Annotated in this window: 17 protein-coding genes; 9 read left to right on the top strand and 8 right to left on the bottom strand. The window is 51.0% G+C overall.

Annotation, left to right across the window (positions count from 1 at the left end; all coding sequences use genetic code 11):
• The first annotated feature begins 5 nt into the window (after positions 1–5).
• The 6 genes from nuoI to OXI60_07130 all read left to right on the top strand — a co-directional run bounded on the left by nuoI (position 6) and on the right by OXI60_07130 (position 6,101).
• The gene (gene nuoI, locus OXI60_07155; protein MDE0309595.1) at positions 6–497 is read left to right on the top strand and encodes an NADH-quinone oxidoreductase subunit NuoI; all 492 of its coding nucleotides are present in this window, start codon (positions 6–8) and stop codon (positions 495–497) included.
• Positions 460–1,140 (top strand): NADH-quinone oxidoreductase subunit J, encoded by a 681-nt coding sequence (locus OXI60_07150; GenBank protein MDE0309594.1) that lies wholly within the window; start codon positions 460–462, stop codon positions 1,138–1,140. The genes nuoI and OXI60_07150 overlap by 38 nt, the downstream gene beginning before the upstream one ends.
• Positions 1,137–1,442, top strand: a complete 306-nt coding sequence (nuoK, locus tag OXI60_07145; GenBank protein ID MDE0309593.1) for an NADH-quinone oxidoreductase subunit NuoK — start codon at positions 1,137–1,139, stop codon at positions 1,440–1,442. The genes OXI60_07150 and nuoK overlap by 4 nt, the downstream gene beginning before the upstream one ends.
• On the top strand, positions 1,435–3,429 hold the full coding sequence (gene nuoL, locus OXI60_07140; GenBank protein MDE0309592.1) for an NADH-quinone oxidoreductase subunit L: 1,995 nt from the start codon (positions 1,435–1,437) through the stop codon (positions 3,427–3,429). The genes nuoK and nuoL overlap by 8 nt, the downstream gene beginning before the upstream one ends.
• Positions 3,430–3,447: 18 nt before the next feature.
• The gene (locus tag OXI60_07135; protein MDE0309591.1) at positions 3,448–4,932 is read left to right on the top strand and encodes an NADH-quinone oxidoreductase subunit M; all 1,485 of its coding nucleotides are present in this window, start codon (positions 3,448–3,450) and stop codon (positions 4,930–4,932) included.
• Positions 4,933–5,132: 200 nt separating this feature from the next.
• A complete protein-coding gene (locus OXI60_07130) occupies positions 5,133–6,101 on the top strand; it encodes an arginine deiminase family protein (GenBank protein ID MDE0309590.1) in 969 nt (322 codons plus the stop codon).
• Between the two features lie 10 nt (positions 6,102–6,111).
• Here the strand turns inward: OXI60_07130 and OXI60_07125 are convergent, their stop codons facing one another.
• From OXI60_07125 to OXI60_07100, 6 genes are all read right to left on the bottom strand, one after another.
• Positions 6,112–6,609, bottom strand: coding sequence for a thioesterase family protein (locus tag OXI60_07125; protein ID MDE0309589.1), 498 nt, complete (start codon positions 6,607–6,609; stop codon positions 6,112–6,114).
• Positions 6,609–8,000, bottom strand: a complete 1,392-nt coding sequence (locus OXI60_07120; protein MDE0309588.1) for an amidase — start codon at positions 7,998–8,000, stop codon at positions 6,609–6,611. The genes OXI60_07125 and OXI60_07120 overlap by 1 nt, the downstream gene beginning before the upstream one ends.
• Before the next feature lie 546 nt (positions 8,001–8,546).
• Entirely contained in the window at positions 8,547–9,404 is an 858-nt protein-coding gene (locus OXI60_07115) for an ABC transporter permease (GenBank protein MDE0309587.1), read from the bottom strand.
• A complete protein-coding gene (locus tag OXI60_07110; GenBank protein ID MDE0309586.1) occupies positions 9,401–10,276 on the bottom strand; it encodes an ABC transporter permease in 876 nt (291 codons plus the stop codon). Before OXI60_07110 ends, OXI60_07115 begins: the two co-directional genes overlap by 4 nt.
• Positions 10,277–10,285: 9 nt before the next feature.
• Positions 10,286–11,407 carry an ABC transporter ATP-binding protein gene (locus tag OXI60_07105; protein MDE0309585.1) on the bottom strand — a complete coding sequence of 374 codons (1,122 nt, stop codon included), beginning with the start codon at positions 11,405–11,407 and terminating at the stop codon, positions 10,286–10,288.
• A gap of 92 nt (positions 11,408–11,499) precedes the next feature.
• Entirely contained in the window at positions 11,500–12,576 is a 1,077-nt protein-coding gene (locus OXI60_07100; protein ID MDE0309584.1) for an extracellular solute-binding protein, read from the bottom strand.
• A 553-nt stretch (positions 12,577–13,129) separates the two neighbouring features.
• Here OXI60_07100 and OXI60_07095 point away from each other — a divergent pair.
• Positions 13,130–14,527: a sodium:alanine symporter family protein gene (locus tag OXI60_07095; GenBank protein ID MDE0309583.1), complete on the top strand. Its 1,398-nt coding sequence runs from the start codon at positions 13,130–13,132 to the stop codon at positions 14,525–14,527.
• Positions 14,528–14,651: 124 nt separating this feature from the next.
• Here the strand turns inward: OXI60_07095 and OXI60_07090 are convergent, their stop codons facing one another.
• On the bottom strand, positions 14,652–15,629 hold the full coding sequence (locus tag OXI60_07090) for a dipeptide epimerase (protein ID MDE0309582.1): 978 nt from the start codon (positions 15,627–15,629) through the stop codon (positions 14,652–14,654).
• A 51-nt stretch (positions 15,630–15,680) separates the two neighbouring features.
• Positions 15,681–16,679: a DUF1611 domain-containing protein gene (locus tag OXI60_07085; protein ID MDE0309581.1), complete on the bottom strand. Its 999-nt coding sequence runs from the start codon at positions 16,677–16,679 to the stop codon at positions 15,681–15,683.
• Positions 16,680–16,813: 134 nt separating this feature from the next.
• On the opposite strand from OXI60_07085, the gene OXI60_07080 reads away from it, so the two are divergent.
• Positions 16,814–17,734 (top strand): aminotransferase class IV, encoded by a 921-nt coding sequence (locus OXI60_07080; protein MDE0309580.1) that lies wholly within the window; start codon positions 16,814–16,816, stop codon positions 17,732–17,734.
• 12 nt (positions 17,735–17,746) lie between these two features.
• Entirely contained in the window at positions 17,747–18,859 is a 1,113-nt protein-coding gene (locus OXI60_07075; protein MDE0309579.1) for a D-alanine--D-alanine ligase, read from the top strand.
• Positions 18,860–18,891 lie beyond the last annotated feature (32 nt).

Below are 18,891 nucleotides of genomic sequence, written 5' to 3'. Positions count from 1 at the left end.
GTTTGATGTTGGACTGGATCCGTCAGAATTTCAAGACCTACCTGCTGGTGGAATTGGTGCGCGGTCTGAGTGTGACTGGGCGACATTTGTTCAAGCGGAAAACCACCATTCAATACCCGGAGGAGAAAACCCCGAAATCACCGCGTTTTCGCGGACTCCACGCATTGCGACGCTATCCCAACGGTGAAGAGCGCTGTATCGCCTGCAAACTTTGCGAGGCAGTGTGCCCGGCATTGGCGATAACCATCGAATCGGAAGAGAGACTCGATGGAACACGCCGCACAACGCGCTACGACATTGATCTTTTCAAGTGCATTTACTGTGGATTCTGTGAGGAAGCCTGCCCGGTCGATTCAATTGTGGAAACCGACATCCATGAGTTTCACTTTGAGAACCGCGGTGACAACATCATGACGAAGCAGATGCTGCTGGAAGTAGGAGACCAATACGAGCAGCGAATTGCCGAAGCCAGAAAGGCCGATTCAGCGTATCGATAAGGGTGACGGGATGACGTTTCTGCAGTTTTCCTTTTACTTCTTTGCTGCGGTATTGGTATTTGCCGCATCGATGGTCGTCACAATCCGAAATCCCGTGAAGGCGGCACTGTTTCTGGTGCTGGCTTTTTTCAGTGCAGCCGGCGTTTGGATAACTCTGGAAGCGGAATTTCTGGCCATTGTCATGGTGCTGGTCTATGTTGGCGCGGTGATGGTGCTGTTTCTTTTTGTGGTGATGATGCTTGATATCAACCTGACGCGCCTGAAAGAAGGGTTTGGTGAGTATCTGCCGATCGGTGGGATTGTCGCAGTCTTGCTGGTCATCGAAATGGCGATCATCCTCAGTTCGAAGGTATTCAGCCCAGCCTCTATGCCGAGACCGCCAGGTCGACCGGAAAGCTACAGCAATACAACCGAACTCGGGAAAATCCTCTATACGGATTATGCCTATCCTTTTGAGATTGCGGCCATAGTACTTCTTGTTGCAATCATTGCCGCAATTTCCCTGACCTTGAGGCGGCGCCCGGAAACCCGCTATCAGAGACCTTCCAGCCAGGTTTCGGTAAAGAGTTCCGATCGGATCAAGATCATCTCGATGGACGCTGAGACTCCGCACACGGATTCGCAGGGGGAATCCGGGAAATGATTCCGCTGTCGCACTATCTCATCCTGTCAGCGTTGCTGTTCGCTATTGCCGTGGTAGGAATTTTCCTCAACCGGAAAAATGTGGTCATACTCCTGATGGCAATCGAACTATTGCTGCTCTCGGTCAATATCAACTTTGTAGCTTTTTCCCATTATCTGCAGGATATGGCTGGACAGGTGTTTGTGTTCTTCATACTGACTGTGGCGGCCGCTGAGGCGGCAATCGGTCTTGCCATTCTGATCGTGCTGTTCCGCAATCGCCGTACGATCAATGTCGAAGATCTCAACAGTCTGAGTGGCTGACCGAGACTCGGATTCACTCACAGTCATGTTTGCAATCTATGCCTTGATTCCGCTGAGCTGTCTGGCTGCTGCGATTATCGCCGGCGTGGGCGGACGGATCATTGGTCGCACAGCTACGCATCGGGTTGCGATTTCAGGTGTTGCCGTCAGTTTTGTACTGTCGCTTTATGTTCTGTACGATGTTCTGCAGGGGAATCTGTTTAACGGAACAGTCTATATCTGGGGAACAAGCGGATCCCTGTATTTTGAACTCGGGTTCCTGATTGATGAGCTGTCTGCCGGCATGGCTGTTGTTGTGACTTTTGTGTCGTTCATGGTTCATATCTATACCATCGGATACATGCATGATGATTTAGGCTATCAAAGATTCTTCTGTTACATAGCGCTTTTCACGTTTGCCATGCTCATGTTGGTCATGTCAAACAATTTCCTCCAGTTGTTCTTCGGTTGGGAGGGCGTTGGCGTGGTTTCCTACCTGCTGATCGGGTTCTGGTATGATCGGGATTCGGCCATATTCGCGAATATGAAGGCGTTTTTGGTCAATCGAATCGGTGATTTCGGATTCATACTCGCGATCGCTGCGATCGTTCACGTGTTCGGCACCCTGGACTACGTGTCCGTATTTGACAAGGTTCCCGAAGTCTCGGACGCTACAGTTGCAGGTATCGGCGATTCCCAATGGCTGTGGATTACAGTGATCGCCTTATTGCTGTTTGTCGGTGCGATGGGCAAGTCGGCACAAGTGCCGTTGCATGTATGGTTGCCAGACTCAATGGAGGGTCCGACGCCGATTTCGGCATTGATCCACGCTGCGACAATGGTCACTGCCGGCATCTACATGGTTGCCAGAATGTCGCCGATTTTCGAATATTCACAAGTCGCACTGACGGTTGTGATCACGATAGGATCGATCACGGCCTTGTTCATGGCCATGATCGGCTTGGTACAGAACGACATCAAGCGAATTGTGGCGTATTCCACACTGTCACAACTCGGATATATGACGGTTGCGCTGGGCGCGTCGGCCTACGCTGCCGGAATGTTTCACCTGACGACGCATGCGTTTTTCAAGGCACTGCTCTTTCTCGCTGCAGGGTCTGTAATCGTTGCCCTTCATCATCAGCAGGACATCCGACACATGGGTGGGTTGCGCAAGTATATGCCGATTACCTATTGGACTGCACTGGTGGGGTCTTTGGCATTGGCCGGAGTGCCGCCTTTCGCAGGGTTCTTCTCCAAGGATGCCATCATTGAGGCTGTCCATGCCAGCAGCCTGCCTGGCAGCGGGTTTGCGCTGTTCGCGGTCACAGTGGGTGTCTTTGTCACCGCACTTTATTCATTCCGAATGCTGTTTGTCGTGTTTCACGGAAAGCCGAGAATGTCGAAAGAGGAAGCTGATCATGTCAAGGAGTCCCCCTGGGTGATCACACTGCCGCTGATTCTCCTGGCTATCCCCTCAGTCATATTCGGTGTGATCTATGTTGACCCGATGCTGTTTGGCGAGTTTTATTCCGGTTCTATTTTTGTGATGCCCGAGCATGATACTCTGGCCAAGGTTGCAAGTGGGTTCAGCGGGGAGGGAATCGGAGTTGCGCTGCAGATGTTCACTCATGGATTTCTCACTTTACCTTTCTGGCTAGCGGTTTCAGGCATCGTTGCTGCTTGGCTGCTCTATATCCGTTGTCCGCATTGGCCCGAACTGATTCAGAAGCGATTGAATGTACTTTGGTTTATTTTGCACCGTAAGTACGGATTCGATGAATTCAACGAACTTGTCATTGCCCGTACAGTCCGTGTCAGCGGATACGTTCTGTGGCAACTTGTGGATGATCTGCTGATTGACGGCTATATTGTCAACGGCATGGCATTGAAGATCAAGCAGATCTCGGCCCGGTTGCGTACTGTCCAGTCAGGCTTTGTCTATCACTATGCATTCGCGATGATCATAGGACTTTTCCTGTTGATCACATTGTTTGCTGCAGGGTGACCGCTTGGAGCCATGAATTTGTCAATTGGTCAAGTTGATCAGCTGAGCTTGGTGATCTGGTTGCCCATCATCGGTGCGATACTGGTGCTGGCGGCTGGAAACCAGCGACGCGAAATTGCCAGGAAGATTGCGCTCGGCTTTTCTGTTGGAACCTTTCTGTTGAGTTTGCCGCTTTATATCGGATTCGACAAGTCGACAGCTGAATTTCAATTCGTCGAACACGTCGAGTGGGTACCGGCGTTCAATATCAATTATTCCATCGGAATTGATGGGATTTCCTTGCCGCTGATATTGCTGACGACATTTCTGACTGTACTGGTTGTCATTGCCGGATGGAAGGTTGTCGAGTATCGCGTGGCTCACTATATGGCCGCATTCCTGATTCTGGAAGGGCTGATGATTGGAGTGTTCTCGGCGCTGGATGCGATCCTGTTCTACATTTTCTGGGAAGGGATGCTGATACCGATGTTTCTGATCATCGGAATCTGGGGCGGAGTCAACCGAATTTATGCAACAATCAAGTTCTTTTTGTATACATTGCTGGGTTCGTTGCTCATGCTTGTGGCGTTCCTATACCTATACAACGTCAGCGGTTCTTCCTTTGATATCCGCAACTGGCATCAATTGGATGTGCTGTACTATCAGACTCCTTTGTTCATTGCCTTTTTTGCCGCCTTTGCTGTCAAGGTCCCGATGGTGCCGGTCCACACATGGTTGCCGGATGCACATGTTGAGGCGCCAACCGGTGGCTCGGTCATTCTTGCAGCTGTCATGCTGAAGATGGGTGCGTATGGCTTTCTTCGATTCAGCCTGCCGATCCTGCCTGATGCCTCGCAAGCGTTGTCGGGTGTGATGATCGCCTTGTCGTTGATTGCGATCGTGTATATCGCTTTGGTGGCATTGGCGCAGACTGACATGAAGAAACTGATCGCGTATTCGTCAATTTCTCATATGGGGTTTGTGACGCTTGGATTTTTCATCTTCAACGTGCATGGAATCGAGGGTGCGATTGTGCAGATGATCTCTCATGGATTTGTTTCCGGTGCATTGTTTCTATGTGTCGGTGTCCTGTATGATCGGCTTCATTCCCGTAAGCTTGAGACCTACGGCGGTGTCGCCCATTCGATGCCGATGTTCGCGGCCTTGATGATGATCTTTACGCTTGCGAATGTTGGTTTGCCGGGTACTTCCGGATTTGTCGGCGAACTTCTGGTCATTATCGGTACATTTGAGGAAAATGCGGTTTACGCAGGGATTGCGGCACTGACACTCATACTGGGCGCGGCGTATACCTTGCGCATGTACAAGCGTGTCATATACGGTAAGATAACCAATGAAGCCGTTGCCGCATTGAAGGATCTTGAGCGCCAGGAAGTCATTGCGCTCGGTTTGCTGGCTGTGCTGGTGGTGTTGCTTGGTGTGTGGCCGTTCCCATTGCTGGAAGTGATGCATCCGTCGGTCGAGTTGCTTGTCTCTCAAGCTGCAAGCACCAAAATGTCGTGATATTGAATGGATGCCGCCCGACGGTGTCCGACAGCCGCAGGCAATCGAATCAGGCGATTCGGCCTGAGCCTGGCACATGCCCTGTATAATCTCAATCTGTTCCTCGAAATGTGAATCGCAGTCGGTGTTCGAATATCGAATCTGTGCAGTCCGGTTGTTCTCGGGGACTTCAGGTTGCAACATCAGGTAGTGTCGAAGTCATGAACAAGTCAATTCCAGGGTATGTGTCAGTCGCGATGGCGAATGAAGGATCAGGTCTGTGCACGAGGAACCCTGATGGCGGTACCTCAGAATCCGAAAATTGGGGTGTGAACTCCGAATATGGTGTACTCAGGGATGTTTTGCTTGGATCGCCTGAGTGTTTCCGTTGGATGGGCGAGGAAAATTTGGCATACAGTTCAATTTGCCGGACATCCGATCGATTGGGCCTGGAATTTGACAGCGATGTCGCAATACGCCAGCATCGGGAACTTGTATCGGCTTATGAATCTGCGGGTGTGAAGGTCCATCAGCTGCAACCCGACGAGTACACGCCTTATCAGATCTATACACGTGATTCCAACTTCATGACTCCTTTCGGCATCGTTGTGTGCCAGTTGGCGAATCCGAGACGGCGTGGCGAATATGCCGAGATACTCAGATTCTGTGTTGCCAATGACATTCCGATTTACGACATGGTCAGCGCCGGCAATTTTGAAGGCGGAGATTTCGATATCATCGAGCCTGGTGCGGTTCTCGTCGGCTATACCGATCACCGAAGTGAAGATCGTGCGGCCAGGCAGGTGGGCGGATGGATGGAGAAAGAGGGCTGGGAGGTCAAGTATGCGCCGATCGACGAGTTCTACGTCCACATCGACCTCATGGTATGCATGGTGGCGGAGAAATGTGCGGCGGTTTGCTTGGAAATCACCAGTGACGATGTGCTCAAGTGGCTCAGAGACAAGAAAGTGGAGATGATTCCAGTAGGTTTTCGGGATACGATGAACCTCGCCTGCAATGTTGTTGCCTTGGGCAATGATCGGATCGTATCCACAGCCGCGGCGAACAGCCTCAACAGCAAGTTGCGGGCGATGGGATTTGAGGTCTATGATCCGGACTTGTCCATGTATACGAATGCCGGTGGTGGGGTGCACTGCATGGCGCAGCCGCTTCGAAGGGATCGCGTCTGAGCGCAGATTGTCAGGATCTGATTCCAATTGAGCGTCCGGCGTTGGATGGTCTCGCCAGCCGCCCATGCCCTGCGAACAGTTGGCGAATATTTGCCTGTACCGACTCCGCGAATGGCTGAATTCCTCGACGGTCCAGATTGAAGCCAAGTGCCATCACTTCGTTTGTAGCTGCAACAAATGCATCCTCAGCGTGCGAAAGAGTATGAAAAATGTGGAATCTCTTTTCGTCGTGTCCAAGCAATTGAGTGCTGACTGTCAAAGGGTCACCCAACCTGACTTCACGAATATAGTTGACATGAGTCTCAACAACCGCGTATTCCATTGCGTTGCGTTCTTCGAGGGATTTATAGTTGTTGACTAGATTCCAGAATTCGTAAGTCGCCTCGTCGCATACCAGCACATAGTACGCCAGGTTCATGTGATCGTATTCGTCGACCCATTGCGGCTTCACTGAATCCTGATGCAGAATGAGAGGTTGGCTGAAATCGAACTTTTCGGATTTGGCCATCAGATCAGTGCAGGTCTTGGAATGATGGATTCAAGTCTCTGGCCTATTGCGAGCAGCAAATGTTCTTTTCCAGCCGGAGCCATGAGTTGGATTCCGACCGGCATATTCGAGCGATCCAAGCCAACTGGGATTGAGATGGCGCAAAGATCAAGGTAGCTGCCGACTCCGGTATTTCGAAGCGTGAGCAGGTTCAATGGCATGTAATCTTCATCCGAACGGGCCTCGTCAAGCAAGGGTGGTGTGATCGGTACGGTCGGGGCTGCGATGACATCATAGTTCTCAAACCTGTTTTGCACTTCAATTCGTGCCTGTCGAATCTGTCGTATGCGGGTCAGATATTCAATTGCGGAGATATCACCGCCGATCTTGATCCTTTCACTGATGACAGGGTCCAGGTTATCCAGCCATTGAGGCAGTTCACTGCCAAGAAACTCGATCAGTTCGACTGAGGTGGTGCCTCCCTTGTCCCTGATTTCAATTGCTGTCTCAGCATTGGGGAACTCAATCGGCACAATGCTGCAACCGTCGCCTTCCAAGGCGTGAACGGCTGCCATGCAGATTTCGGAAATGTCATCCTGGCAATCCCACATAATTCCCGAATCGGCGACTCCAATTCGAAAATTCTCTGACTGCATATGATTTGTCCGGTCAAGACGCGCACGATGCTGGGAAAGCGATTCGTCCGGGTGGCTGATTGCATGGAATGCATAAGCGCAGTCACGGGCTGTTCTAGTCAGAACACCGGCGGTATCAAGTAAGGGACTCAATGGCACAATTCCCCGGGTAGACCATAATCTGTGACTTGTCTTGAGTCCGACAACGCCGGCACAGCTCGCTGGGATTCTCACCGAACCTGCGGTGTCTGTTCCCAGCGCCACGAGGGCTGATCCCTGATGGATGCTGATGCCGGCACCGGAACTTGAGCCGCCGGGAACACGATGGGCATCCTTGCACCAGGGATTTCTCGGTGTTTCCCAATGACTGTTGACACCCAATCCTCCATACGCGAATTCAACTGTGTGGGTCTTGCCGCAAAACACACTCAGCTGAGACATCAGTGAGTGGACAATCGGCCCGGGCTTGCGCCACTTGTGCGGCAGTTCACGATAGCTGCCGGCAAAAATCGGAAACTTGGGATGTCCGTAGATGTCTTTCAGGGAAACGGGGATGCCTTGAAGTGGCGAGGGCATCTTGCCTGAATCATATGCGTCGTCTGCTTCCTTGGCAGTCATCAGTCCTGATTCAGGACACCAGTATTTGTACGCGTTGGAGTACGAATCCAGTTCTTTGCGACTGATTGAGTATTCAGTCAGTTCGACGCTGCTAAGATTGCGGTTGGTCAATACGTCGGAAATTTCCTGCAACGAGTGTTTTGCGGGGTCAATTGTCACGAGTTTGCTGGACAGACTGAAGATATTGAACGGATTTGGGGATTATATATACGGGTTGACACCAATTTCTTTTTCAATTCGATACCGGCAGTTCCTAGGTGGATTTCTCTCTGATTGCAAGTTGAAAGTGCAAATCAACGAACAAATTGGGTTGCGGTCTCAATAGGGAGCCAGTCCGCGGATTTCATCAGGGCCCGCACAGCCACGGGCGCTGTGCACCACAAGGTCGAATAGATCGGCCTTTCCGGGGGCATCACTTACGATTGAACATCCCAAACGTGCCATTTTTGAACTCAGATGCGTTCCGCAACCCTATAGGGAAAACAATCGGAAGTGACAAGCCTTATCACACGAGCTTGCGAATCGCGTTCATTTACCAGCGAATACGCATTAATCAGGAAAGTGGACCGGTTTGTAAAACCGTACAGGCAAAGACACCGTCGCTGGAGCTGAATTTTCCACAAACTCTCGCCCAGGCATGCGCTTGGCGAACTGGACGGTCTTCTCTTGAGACGGTAGATTGCGCAATCTATTGGCAGCCCCAAGTCAATTCGAAGACTTGCCTCGCTGGACAACAATAGATAGGAGTGCGAGCAGGCCTGAACCGATAATCAATAAAAATGAAACAGCATTCAGGACTGGTGTCGAACCCACTTTGGCCATGCGGTCATACATGGTAATTGTGAGCGGTGCTTCAGATCCGACAAGGAATAACGTCGTATTGAAGTTCTCAAACGAAACGAGAAACGCAACGATGCCGGATGCGATCATTGCCGGACGAAGAAAGGGCAGGGTAACCGTAAACATAACCCTTTTCCAGTTGGCACCCAAGTTCAAAGCCGCCTCTTCCATCACAATATCAAACTTCTTCAGCCGTGCCGATATGACCAAAGTGGTGATTGTTGTAGTGAAGGAAATCTGACCAAGAACAACCAGAACAATGCCAGGCCTGAGAAATCCAATATCCAGGTTGAAATTGTCTTCCAGACCGTTCGCAATTGAGCTGGCCAATACCAGAATCGATATTCCAAGGATGACCCCGGGAATGACCAACGGAATGACCATGAGGACGTAGAAGAAGTTCTTGGCTGGGAATTGCCCGCGTTCGAACAGAAAAGCGTTGCACGTGCCAATGAAAACGCACAACGTGGAAACAATCGTTGCGATGACAAATGAGTAATAAAGTCCCCTGAGCAGTCTTCGATCGTGAAACATTCCCAGTTGTGGTTCGGTATCGTTGAAGAACCAATTCCAGGTAAATCCCTGCCATGGCAATGCTGGGAACAGTGAATCGTTGAATGCAAAGATACTGGCGGCAACCAGTGGAGCAGTGAGAAAGATGAGGAAAGCCAACACATAAGCTCGATAAGCCCAGATCAGTGGGTTGTGTCTGCGCGCAATCACGATGCTTTCTCCTCACCCACGCTGCTCGATAGCGTCTGGCCTGTCAGTTTCAGGCCCAACCAGACCGCAACCGATGTAAATGCAAGCAGGAGAAATCCAAAGGCGGCACCGGATTCCCAGTTATAGCGAGTAATGAACTGTTCGTATATCTGTTCGGTAAACCAACTCGAATTTTTACCGCCCAGCAATATCGGTGTCAGATAGCTGCCGGCAGTCAGCATGAATACGACGATGCAGCCTGCGGATATGCCTGGCATCGCATACGGTAAGATGATTTTGCGCACCACCGTGAAGTGATTGCCGCCGAGGTTGTAACCCGCTTCAATCATTGCATTGTCCATGCCGTCCAGCGTTGAGGTGATCGGGACGATCATGAACAGGATCACGGTGTATATCAAACCGACGATCACTGTTGCATCGTTGTACAGGAATTCCACCGGCCCTGGTACAACTCCCAACCACTGTAAGACGCCCGAAACGACACCGGTCTCCCTGAGTAGCAGAATCCATCCGAAGGCGCGAATAAGGTCACTGACCCAAAGCGGAATCAGGCAGAATAGGAAAAGTGCGCCGCGTGTCCTGAATCCGGCAATTTTTGCGATGTAATAGGCGATCGGAAAACCGAGAATTAGCGCAAGAAACGTGACCAGCAATGATATTGAGCCGGTCCGGAGCAACGTGTTCCAATATATCGGCTCATTGATGAAGTCGATATAGTTTCCAAAGCCGAATTCGTATACACGGGGTGCCACCTTTTCCCGTAGCGAGAGTATCGCCATCCCGACGTGCGGTATCAGGATCAGCAGGCTGATCCAAAGTGTAAAGGGAAGGAAGAGCAGAAGTAGGGTGAGTCGCTTGATGTCTTGACGCATCAGGTCCGCTCAGGTACTGGTCGAACGAAAGCACATGGTATTGTCAACCGGCCAGATCAGTCTCACCTTATCGTCGGCTTTCAGGTCATCTGTGCCTCCGGTCAATGTGGCAGAAGCCTCGATCAGTTGGTGGTCTGAATCACGAACCAGGATTCTGCTGTTTGCACCGTTGAACAGGACACTGTCAACTTTCCCAATGCAAACATTTCCTGCGTCGCTTGACAGTTCGGTTGATGACGCATGTCTCTCAGTCAAGATGTATTCCGGTCTTGTGAACACTTCCACCCTCGCGCCAATCTCCATGGTCGAGGCATTCGAAGCATTGCAGATCATTTCCAGCCCGCTATCAGTTTCAACCTTGACAGTGTTGTCTGAGAAAGCGAGGATGCGGCCCGACCAGCGATTGCTGTCGCCAACGAATCCAGCGACAAATGCGGTCTTCGGATTGTGGTACAAGTCTTGCGGAACACCGACCTGTTCAAACGCTCCGTCTTTCATTACCGCCACATGGTCCGACATCACCAGTGCTTCGCCTTGGTCGTGTGTGATGTAGACGAATGTGGTATTGAACTGATGTTGAAGCAGTTTGAGTTCGATTTTCATCGCTTCTCTCAATTTCAGGTCCAGTGCGCCTAAAGGTTCGTCCAACAGCAAGACGTCCGGATCTAACACCATGCAGCGAGCAATCGCGATTCGCTGCTTCTGTCCTCCGGATAATTCATGAATCTCCCGCTGCCCGACATCGGGAAGCGCAACCCGCCTCAACACGTCGTTGACTTTTTGTTCAATCTCATTCTTGTTCGCACCTGTACACCTTAGTCCGTAAGCGATGTTTTCGTAAACATTCATCATTGGGAAAAGTGCCAGATGTTGAAATACCATCTTTACATTTCTCTTGTTCGCGGGCACGTGAAGAACAGATGCGCCTCGGATCCTGATGTCACCTGACGATGGCGTTTCGAACCCGGCAACCATTCGCATGATTGTGGTTTTGCCGCAGCCCGAAGGGCCGAGGATAGAAAAGAACGAACCGGAAGGAATCCGGAATGAAACTTCTTTTACTGCCTGGATATCTCCAAAGTTTTTGGAAATATCAATACATTCCAGATCGTATGCAGTGTCATTCACCATAACAAGCGGATTTGTGTGCTATCAAGTTGTGGTGAACAAAACGCACCGCACGGCAAGATTGTCTATACGGTGCGTTCTGGATTTAAGACTGTCTAATTGCCTGTTGCGGCCTTGATTTTCTCGAGAGCTTTTCCTTCCATGTCTTCGATTCCAGGAGGAATGTTGGCGAAGAACTGAAGATTGGCAATATCGTCTGCCGTGAATGCTGCATTCACTGCGGCAGCCTTATCAGCTGGCAACAGGTCCATACCGCCCTTGACTGAAGGAATCGCACCGGAACTTGCAGCCATGGCTGTGACGTTTTCTGGCTCGAGTACAAAATTTATCCATTTGTACGCGGCGCCATCAGCCTCACCCTTTCGAGGCAGCGCAAAGGTATCGATCCATGCCAGTGCGCCCGTTTCAGGCGGGACAAATACGATGTTCTGGTTTTGCCCGAACAATCGATATGCAGTTGAGTCCCATGTTTCAGAGGCGACAATCTCTCCCGACAGCATCATTGCGGACAAGTCATCGCCACCTTTCCAGTAAGCTTTGATATTGTCTTTGCAGGCGATCAGTTTTTCGACTGCCTGATCCAGGATTTGCTGGTATTTGTCCAGGTCCGCATAGGCCGCAAAAGGATCTTCACCCATTGCGAATGCTGTGCCCAAAAGAATGGTGCGCTTCAGTCGCATAGAGGTCTTTCCCTTATATTTCGGATCACAAAGATCCGCCCAGCTCTTGAGGTCTGGCGCCATTGACTTGTCGGCCATCAGACCGGACGTGCCCCACTGATGAGGAACGGCATAGACTTCTCCATCAATTGTGGTATTGGCTTTAACCCCGTCCAATAGCTTGGTTTCCATCAGATCAGTATTGATCTGGGAAAGATCCATCGGCTTATAGATGTTGTACTCCAGTTGCGCGGCGTGAATTCGATCATGGCTAGGTTGTGCCAGGTCGTATCCGGCTCCGCCAGTCGCACGTAGTTTGGCGATCATTTCCTCATTGTTTGAAAATGTCACCTCGACCTTGATATCAGGATAACGCTCTTCGAATTTTTGCACCAGTCCATCGGGGGCGTAAGATCCCCACGTCAACAGTCGTAGTGTTTCAGCTTGAGCGTTGGTCACTGCAAATCCTGCAAGCAAGAATACCAATGCCGTCATCTTTGAGATTAATCGCATTTATAGTCCTCCAAAGAATATTTAAAGTAGGTTGCCATAATATTCGTTTTCTTTCCTGATTTCAGAAATTTTGGATCACCTTGGAAACCTTCGCATCAGTTGGAATCTGCGAGCGATAACGATTCGATATGGAGTTAAAGATATCGTTATGGTCTGTTCGACTCAGTGCCCCATGCTCAATGCGGTTTCAACCTGAACTGCAAGGAAGTGTTCAACGCAATGCGCTCACCGTCCTGATGTCATGCTTCCACTGACCATGATCGGCGCCGCGTGCCACAAAATATCGGCGACTTTTGTTCAAAACGATACAGATCGGCCTGTCCGCAACCAATACGGACGTCCTTGACTGAAACTGTTCGATTATGAGCGAAATAGCAGTTTCCCGTGCGAGTGATTTTCTATGCTGATTATCGAAAATCCATAGAACAGAAATTTCCATGGCAGGCACCCGCAACTATTCCTTTTGCATTGATTCAAGTTCATATAATCATCGTCATTCAGGTCATGCTGATGAATCGGCATGATCTGTCGGAATAAGAATGGAGGATTGGATATGGATCAATTAAATTCTATTATCAACTCGATCAACGCGTTTGCCTGGGGACCACCCATGCTTGGCATGTTGGGTGTCACCGGACTTTTGCTTACGTTGGGATTGGTATTCATGCCATGGCGAAAAGTGGTCTATGGTTTCAAACTGTTATTTGCCAAAGACGATTCCGGCGGCGAGGGTGAGGTCAAGCCGTTCAATGCCTTGATGACCGCACTGTCGGCGACAGTCGGAACTGGAAACATTGCCGGCGTCGCAACTGCAATCGCCCTAGGTGGACCGGGTGCGATTTTCTATATGTGGATTATTGCGCTGTTCGGTATGGCAACCAAGTATGCCGAAGCGGTTTGTGCAGTCAAATACAGAGAAGTTGACGCCGAAGGCAAGTTCGTCGGCGGTCCCATGTATTACCTTCGCAACGGTGTGGGGGAGTTCGCCCCTGAACTGGGGAAATACCTCGGTTTGGCGTTTGCGATTTTCGGTGCGGTCGCTGCATTCGGTATCGGTAATGCGGTACAAGTGAATTCGATGGCCGCGGCACTGGACAACAGTTTCAGCCTGCCGACCTGGATTACCGGAATTGTCGTCGCGGCACTTGTCGGTTTCGTCATTCTCGGTGGAATACGTCGAATCGGTGATGTTGCAGGTAAACTTGTGCCGACAATGATCGTGCTGTACGTCGGTGCGTCGTTGATCATCATCCTGATCAACATCTCTGAGGTTCCAAATGCGTTTGCCATGATTTTCAATTATGCGTTCAACCCGGCAGCGGCGACCGGCGGTTTCGCTGGTGCGGCAGTTGCGGCAGCAATTCGGTTTGGTGTTGCAAGAGGTGTCTTTTCCAATGAATCAGGTCTTGGATCTGCTGCAATCGCACATGCAGCGGCCCGAACCAACAATCCGGTCAGACAGGGCATCATTGCCATGCTGGGAACCTTCATCGATACCCTCGTTGTTTGCACGATGACGGCACTCGTCATCCTCACCTCAGGGGCGTGGACGATGCTGGCTCCGGAAGGCGGAGGTTACACTGGCGCCGTGCTTACGTCGCAGGCATTTGACGTCAGTATTGGCGGCGGACAGTACATCGTTACCATTGCGCTGGTCGTATTTGCGTTTACCACCATTTTGGGCTGGTCCTATTATGGTGAGCGCTGCTGGCAATACCTGTTCAAGGAAAAAAGCGTATTGATCTACCGCGCCATCTGGGTGTTGGCGGCATTGGCTTTTGCCAACTTCAAGGTGGACTTCGTTTGGAATCTGTCAGACACGCTGAATGGCCTGATGGCAGTTCCGAACCTGATTGGTCTGTTGTTGCTGGCACCAATGGTCTTTAAGGTCACTCGAGAATACTTCGAAAAAGAAGGTACTCCATTGACCAAGACGATGCTCAGCAAGTAAGATCTCAACATAACTTTCATCCTCAGCGGCCCGAATTCAATGTCGGGCCGCTGAGGATTTTTCTTTGTGAGATCCTGCGAGCGGTCAGTTGTGACTTGACAGCAGCGGTCAGTCGCGATGATCTCTATCCCCAAAGGGAAGATTTGGCTGGGTGCAGTACCCCATCAATGAATTCGATGCCACCCGGATGATCTTCTTCAAGCCATACTGAAGAATCCAAGTCGACATAGGCGGCATCCTGTGCGAGAAGCATTGCCGGAGCAAGGCTGTATGAGGTGGACATCATGCTGCCGATCATGACCGACTTGCCCGCTGATCTGACTTTCTCTACAGTCTTGATTGCTTCGGTGAGACCGCCGGACTTGTCAAGCTTGACGTTGAAAATGTCATAGCGACCGAACAGTCTGTCAAGATCTGTCGTTGTGTGAAACGATTCGTCTGCGCACAGGGGGATTTCACTGTCGAAATGTTCAAGATGATGATCTGCACTCGCATGCAGGGGTTGCTCGATCATCTCGACACCCAAATCGGCTAGCCTTGGCAGGTAGGAGTTGAGGGATCTGAAATCCCATGCTTCGTTTGCATCAACGATGATTCGGTGATCCGGGCAGACCTCCCGTACCGCTTCGACAGACTCAACCACCTGGTTATTGCCGAGCTTGATTTTCAGCAACGGGAAGTTCTTGCGAGCATGTGCTGACTTCGCAAGACCTTGCGGCGGCTCCAGGCTCAGCGAATATACGCCTGGTACCGACTTTGGTTGCGGCAGACTTGCGAGTTGCCACACTGGCAGACCTGATTCAATGGATTCCAGTTGCCAAAGCGCACAGTCAAGAGCATTGCGCGCTGAACTGGAACAGAAATTCCTGTTGAGAATATTCCGGTCAAGCTTGCCCTTGCATGTCTGTTCAATACTCGAAATGGTCTGAAGGGTGTTGGCGATATCCTGCTCATATCTAGCATAGGGTACGCATTCACCGGTGCCGGCAAGGTCGTTTCTTGTAATAATGACCTTGACGACTTCCACGAAAGATTTCGAACCTCTGGAGATCGAAAACGGCGATCTGAGTTTCCATTGCTCGTGAAAAGCCTCGATTTTCATAACACTCAGAAGCTGCGTCGATGTTCGACAGGGGTCTTGTCGTGATCGAGATCAAACCAGGTTGTCAACAATGGTACCGACCCCGGTCCGAAACGGATCGACGCACGGCAGCTGGTGCAAATCCATGAGCCCAGCCAGATAGCGTTGGCTTTCCGATTCATCCAGATACTTGGTATTGACCGATATGCCTGCAAAACGCAAATCTTGTTGCACAGTTCGGCCATTTTCCAGATTGATCGCCATCGCATCCTCAAGTGAAGGAAGCGGTCGGTCAGGGAGGCCTCTCATATGGGATCGCGTGGGTTCATGACAAAGAATCAGTGAGTCGGGCTGTGCTCCGTGCAACAATCCAAGACTCACGCCGGCAAATGAAGGATGGTGCAATGAACCCTGTCCCTCAATGAGGTCCCAGTGATCGTCGTCGGCTGCCGGGCACAGGTCTTCAACCGAACCGGAGATAAAGTCCGCGACAACCGCATCGACCGGCACGCCCGACCCTTCAATAAAGATACCGGTTTGGCCGGTGGCACGAAAGTCTGCGTCAATGTGGCGTGCTTGCATCTCGCGCGCGATTGCCAATGACGTGTACATTTTGCCGACTGAGCAGTCGGTTCCTACAGTCAGCAGCCTGCGGCCGCTGCGGCGACTGCCGCTGGCAACCCGCAAGTTACCGCTTGGCTTGCGAATTTCATGCAACTCGCCGCGACTGAACTCGGCCGCCTTGCGGACCTCAGGTATGGAATCCAAAGTCGTGTGCAGGCCATTGGCAATCGACATGTCGTTTGCCAGTGCCTCGACCAGATGCGGTGTCCAGCTGTCGGGGATTTCCCCGCCGCGTACAGCGACTCCGATCAGGACTGTCCTGGCACCTTGCTCAGCGGCCTGTTTCATGGTCAGCGACGGTAGATTCAGATCGGGTACGCAATCAGGTAATCTGAACTGTCCAATGCAGTCTTCGGGACACCAGTCCAGAACACCGATCGCGGTTTTCGCAGCGAGCTCATCGTGTGCATTGCCGACAAAAAGAAGATAGGGTTTTTCCAATTTCATTGAATAAATATCAGTCAGAATTCACAATAATTAGTTTATATTTGTACCGCACGCGATATCAATCATTATGCAACAAAGTATCTGATTTCCACCTTGGTTTTGGATTACTGCTGACACGAAACCGGAGTCCTTCCATGAGCGACAGCGTCAAGAGTACAACAAACATTGACGGAAAGATCATGCCTACCGACAAGGCCGCGATACCTGTCATGGATCGCGGTTTTCTTTACGGCGATTCAATCTATGAGGTGTTCCGCACCTATCGCGGGATTCCGCTGTTTATGCGCGAGCATTTTGATCGGCTGGAAAACTCAGCTCAACTGGTCGGCATGGAAATTACCCAGTCGCGACAGGAACTCACCGAAGAAATACGAAAAACAGTTGTTGCCGCAGGCGCAAACGTCGAAGAGGATGTCTACGTCCGATATCAGATTACCAGAGGTGAGGGTCCGATCGATCTTCACCCTGATTCGACCCTTCCGACCCGATTCGTCATCATTGTCGCGCCACTTCGTCCGTGGAATCCCAAACACTATTCCATCGGAATGTCCATGGCTATTCCGGACGTGCGGCGAAACCCTGTCGATGCACTGGATCCCAACATCAAGGGAGGCAATTATCTCAATAATGTAATTGCAGTCATGCAGGCCAGAAAACGAGGTGCTGACGAGAGTCTTATATTGGGCTCTGATGGATATGTCACAGAAGCATCCAACAGCAATGTCTGGTTTGTAATCAACGCAGAGATAGTGACGCCGAAGACCGGGAATCTCAAGGGTCTGACCAAAGCTGCAATTCTCAGCGGTTGTGCGGACAGAGGTGTCAATACAGTGGAGCGAGATGTGCACTGCGATGAGTTGGTTGATGCCACCGAGTGCTTTGTAACCAGTGCAACGCGCGAGGTGATGCCGGTTTACTGTCTCGAGCTGTCCGAGGGCCATCTGGTCGACTTCCCAAGAGGTGGTGGAGAGCGCACCCGGCAAATTCAGTCGATCTATCGTGAAGTCGTTGATCGCTACCTCGAAATGCATGCTGCCGATAGTTTGCTGAATTAGTCATTCGCAGCAATGACTGCAGATCGAAAAATCCGACTGGGTTTGCTCTACGGCGGTCGCTCATGTGAACATGAGGTGTCTGTGACATCGGCCCGTTGCGTCTATCAGGCACTCGACCCGCGAAAATACGAAGTCAGCCTGCTGGGAATATCCAAATCCGGTCAATGGTTGCTGGCAGATGCCAGTATGCCGGTGTTGGATGCGCAGGTTGTCCAGCCTGAAGGCCAGACTTCGGTCATGCTGGACTACCATGAACCCGGCCGGATCGTACCGCGCTCGACTGATCACAATGTTTCTCAAGCAATCACTTCATTGGATGTGATATTTCCGATCCTGCACGGACCCTTCGGTGAGGATGGCACGGTTCAGGGACTATTCGAGCTTGCAGACGTCGCCTATGTCGGATCCGGTGTCACTGGATCAGCGGTCGGGATGGACAAGGCGGTTTCGAAGGCGGTTTGCGCCGCAGAAGGGATACCGCAGGCAAAATATCTGGTATTGCTGAAAAGTCGATGGCAAGCTGAACGTGAAACTGTCGTGCAGCAAATTGAGGCTGAACTGTCCTACCCGATTTTTGTCAAGCCCGCCAATCTGGGGTCGAGTGTCGGAATCAGCAGGGCCACTGCGACCACCGAACTGAGATCCGCGATGGATCTCGCAGTGAAATACGACTTGAAGGTTATTGTGGAGGAAGGGTTCACGAACTGCCACGAAATTGAGGTGGCGGTGCTCGGCAATGACAACCCCGAGGCATCGGTTGTCGGCGAAATTATCCCGGGCGGGGATTTCTACGATTACAACGATAAGTACATCGACAATCTTTCCAGAGTCGAGATTCCCGCGAACCTGCCGGACGAGGCTTGCCGAACAGTACAGGATTATGCCAAAAGGGTATTTACTGCCATTGCCGCAGCTGGACTGGCGCGCGTCGACTTTTTCGTCAGCAAGGACGATTTCAGTGTTTATATCAATGAAATCAATACTATGCCAGGTTTTACTCCGATCAGCATGTATCCGAAGCTATGGGAGGTCAGTGGTTTAGGGTATTCGCAGTTGCTGGATCGGCTGATCGAGCTGGCACTTGAGCGTCACGAGCAACGCAAGCAAAAACAAATCACTTTGTAACTCGACGGATGGGATGCAGATTCTGAATCAAG

This window comes from Acidiferrobacterales bacterium (assembly GCA_028820695.1).
GTDB lineage: Bacteria > Pseudomonadota > Gammaproteobacteria > Arenicellales > JAJDZL01 > JAJDZL01.
Note: the sequence above shows the minus strand (reverse complement) of the source record. Positions and strands in the feature narration are given on the sequence as shown.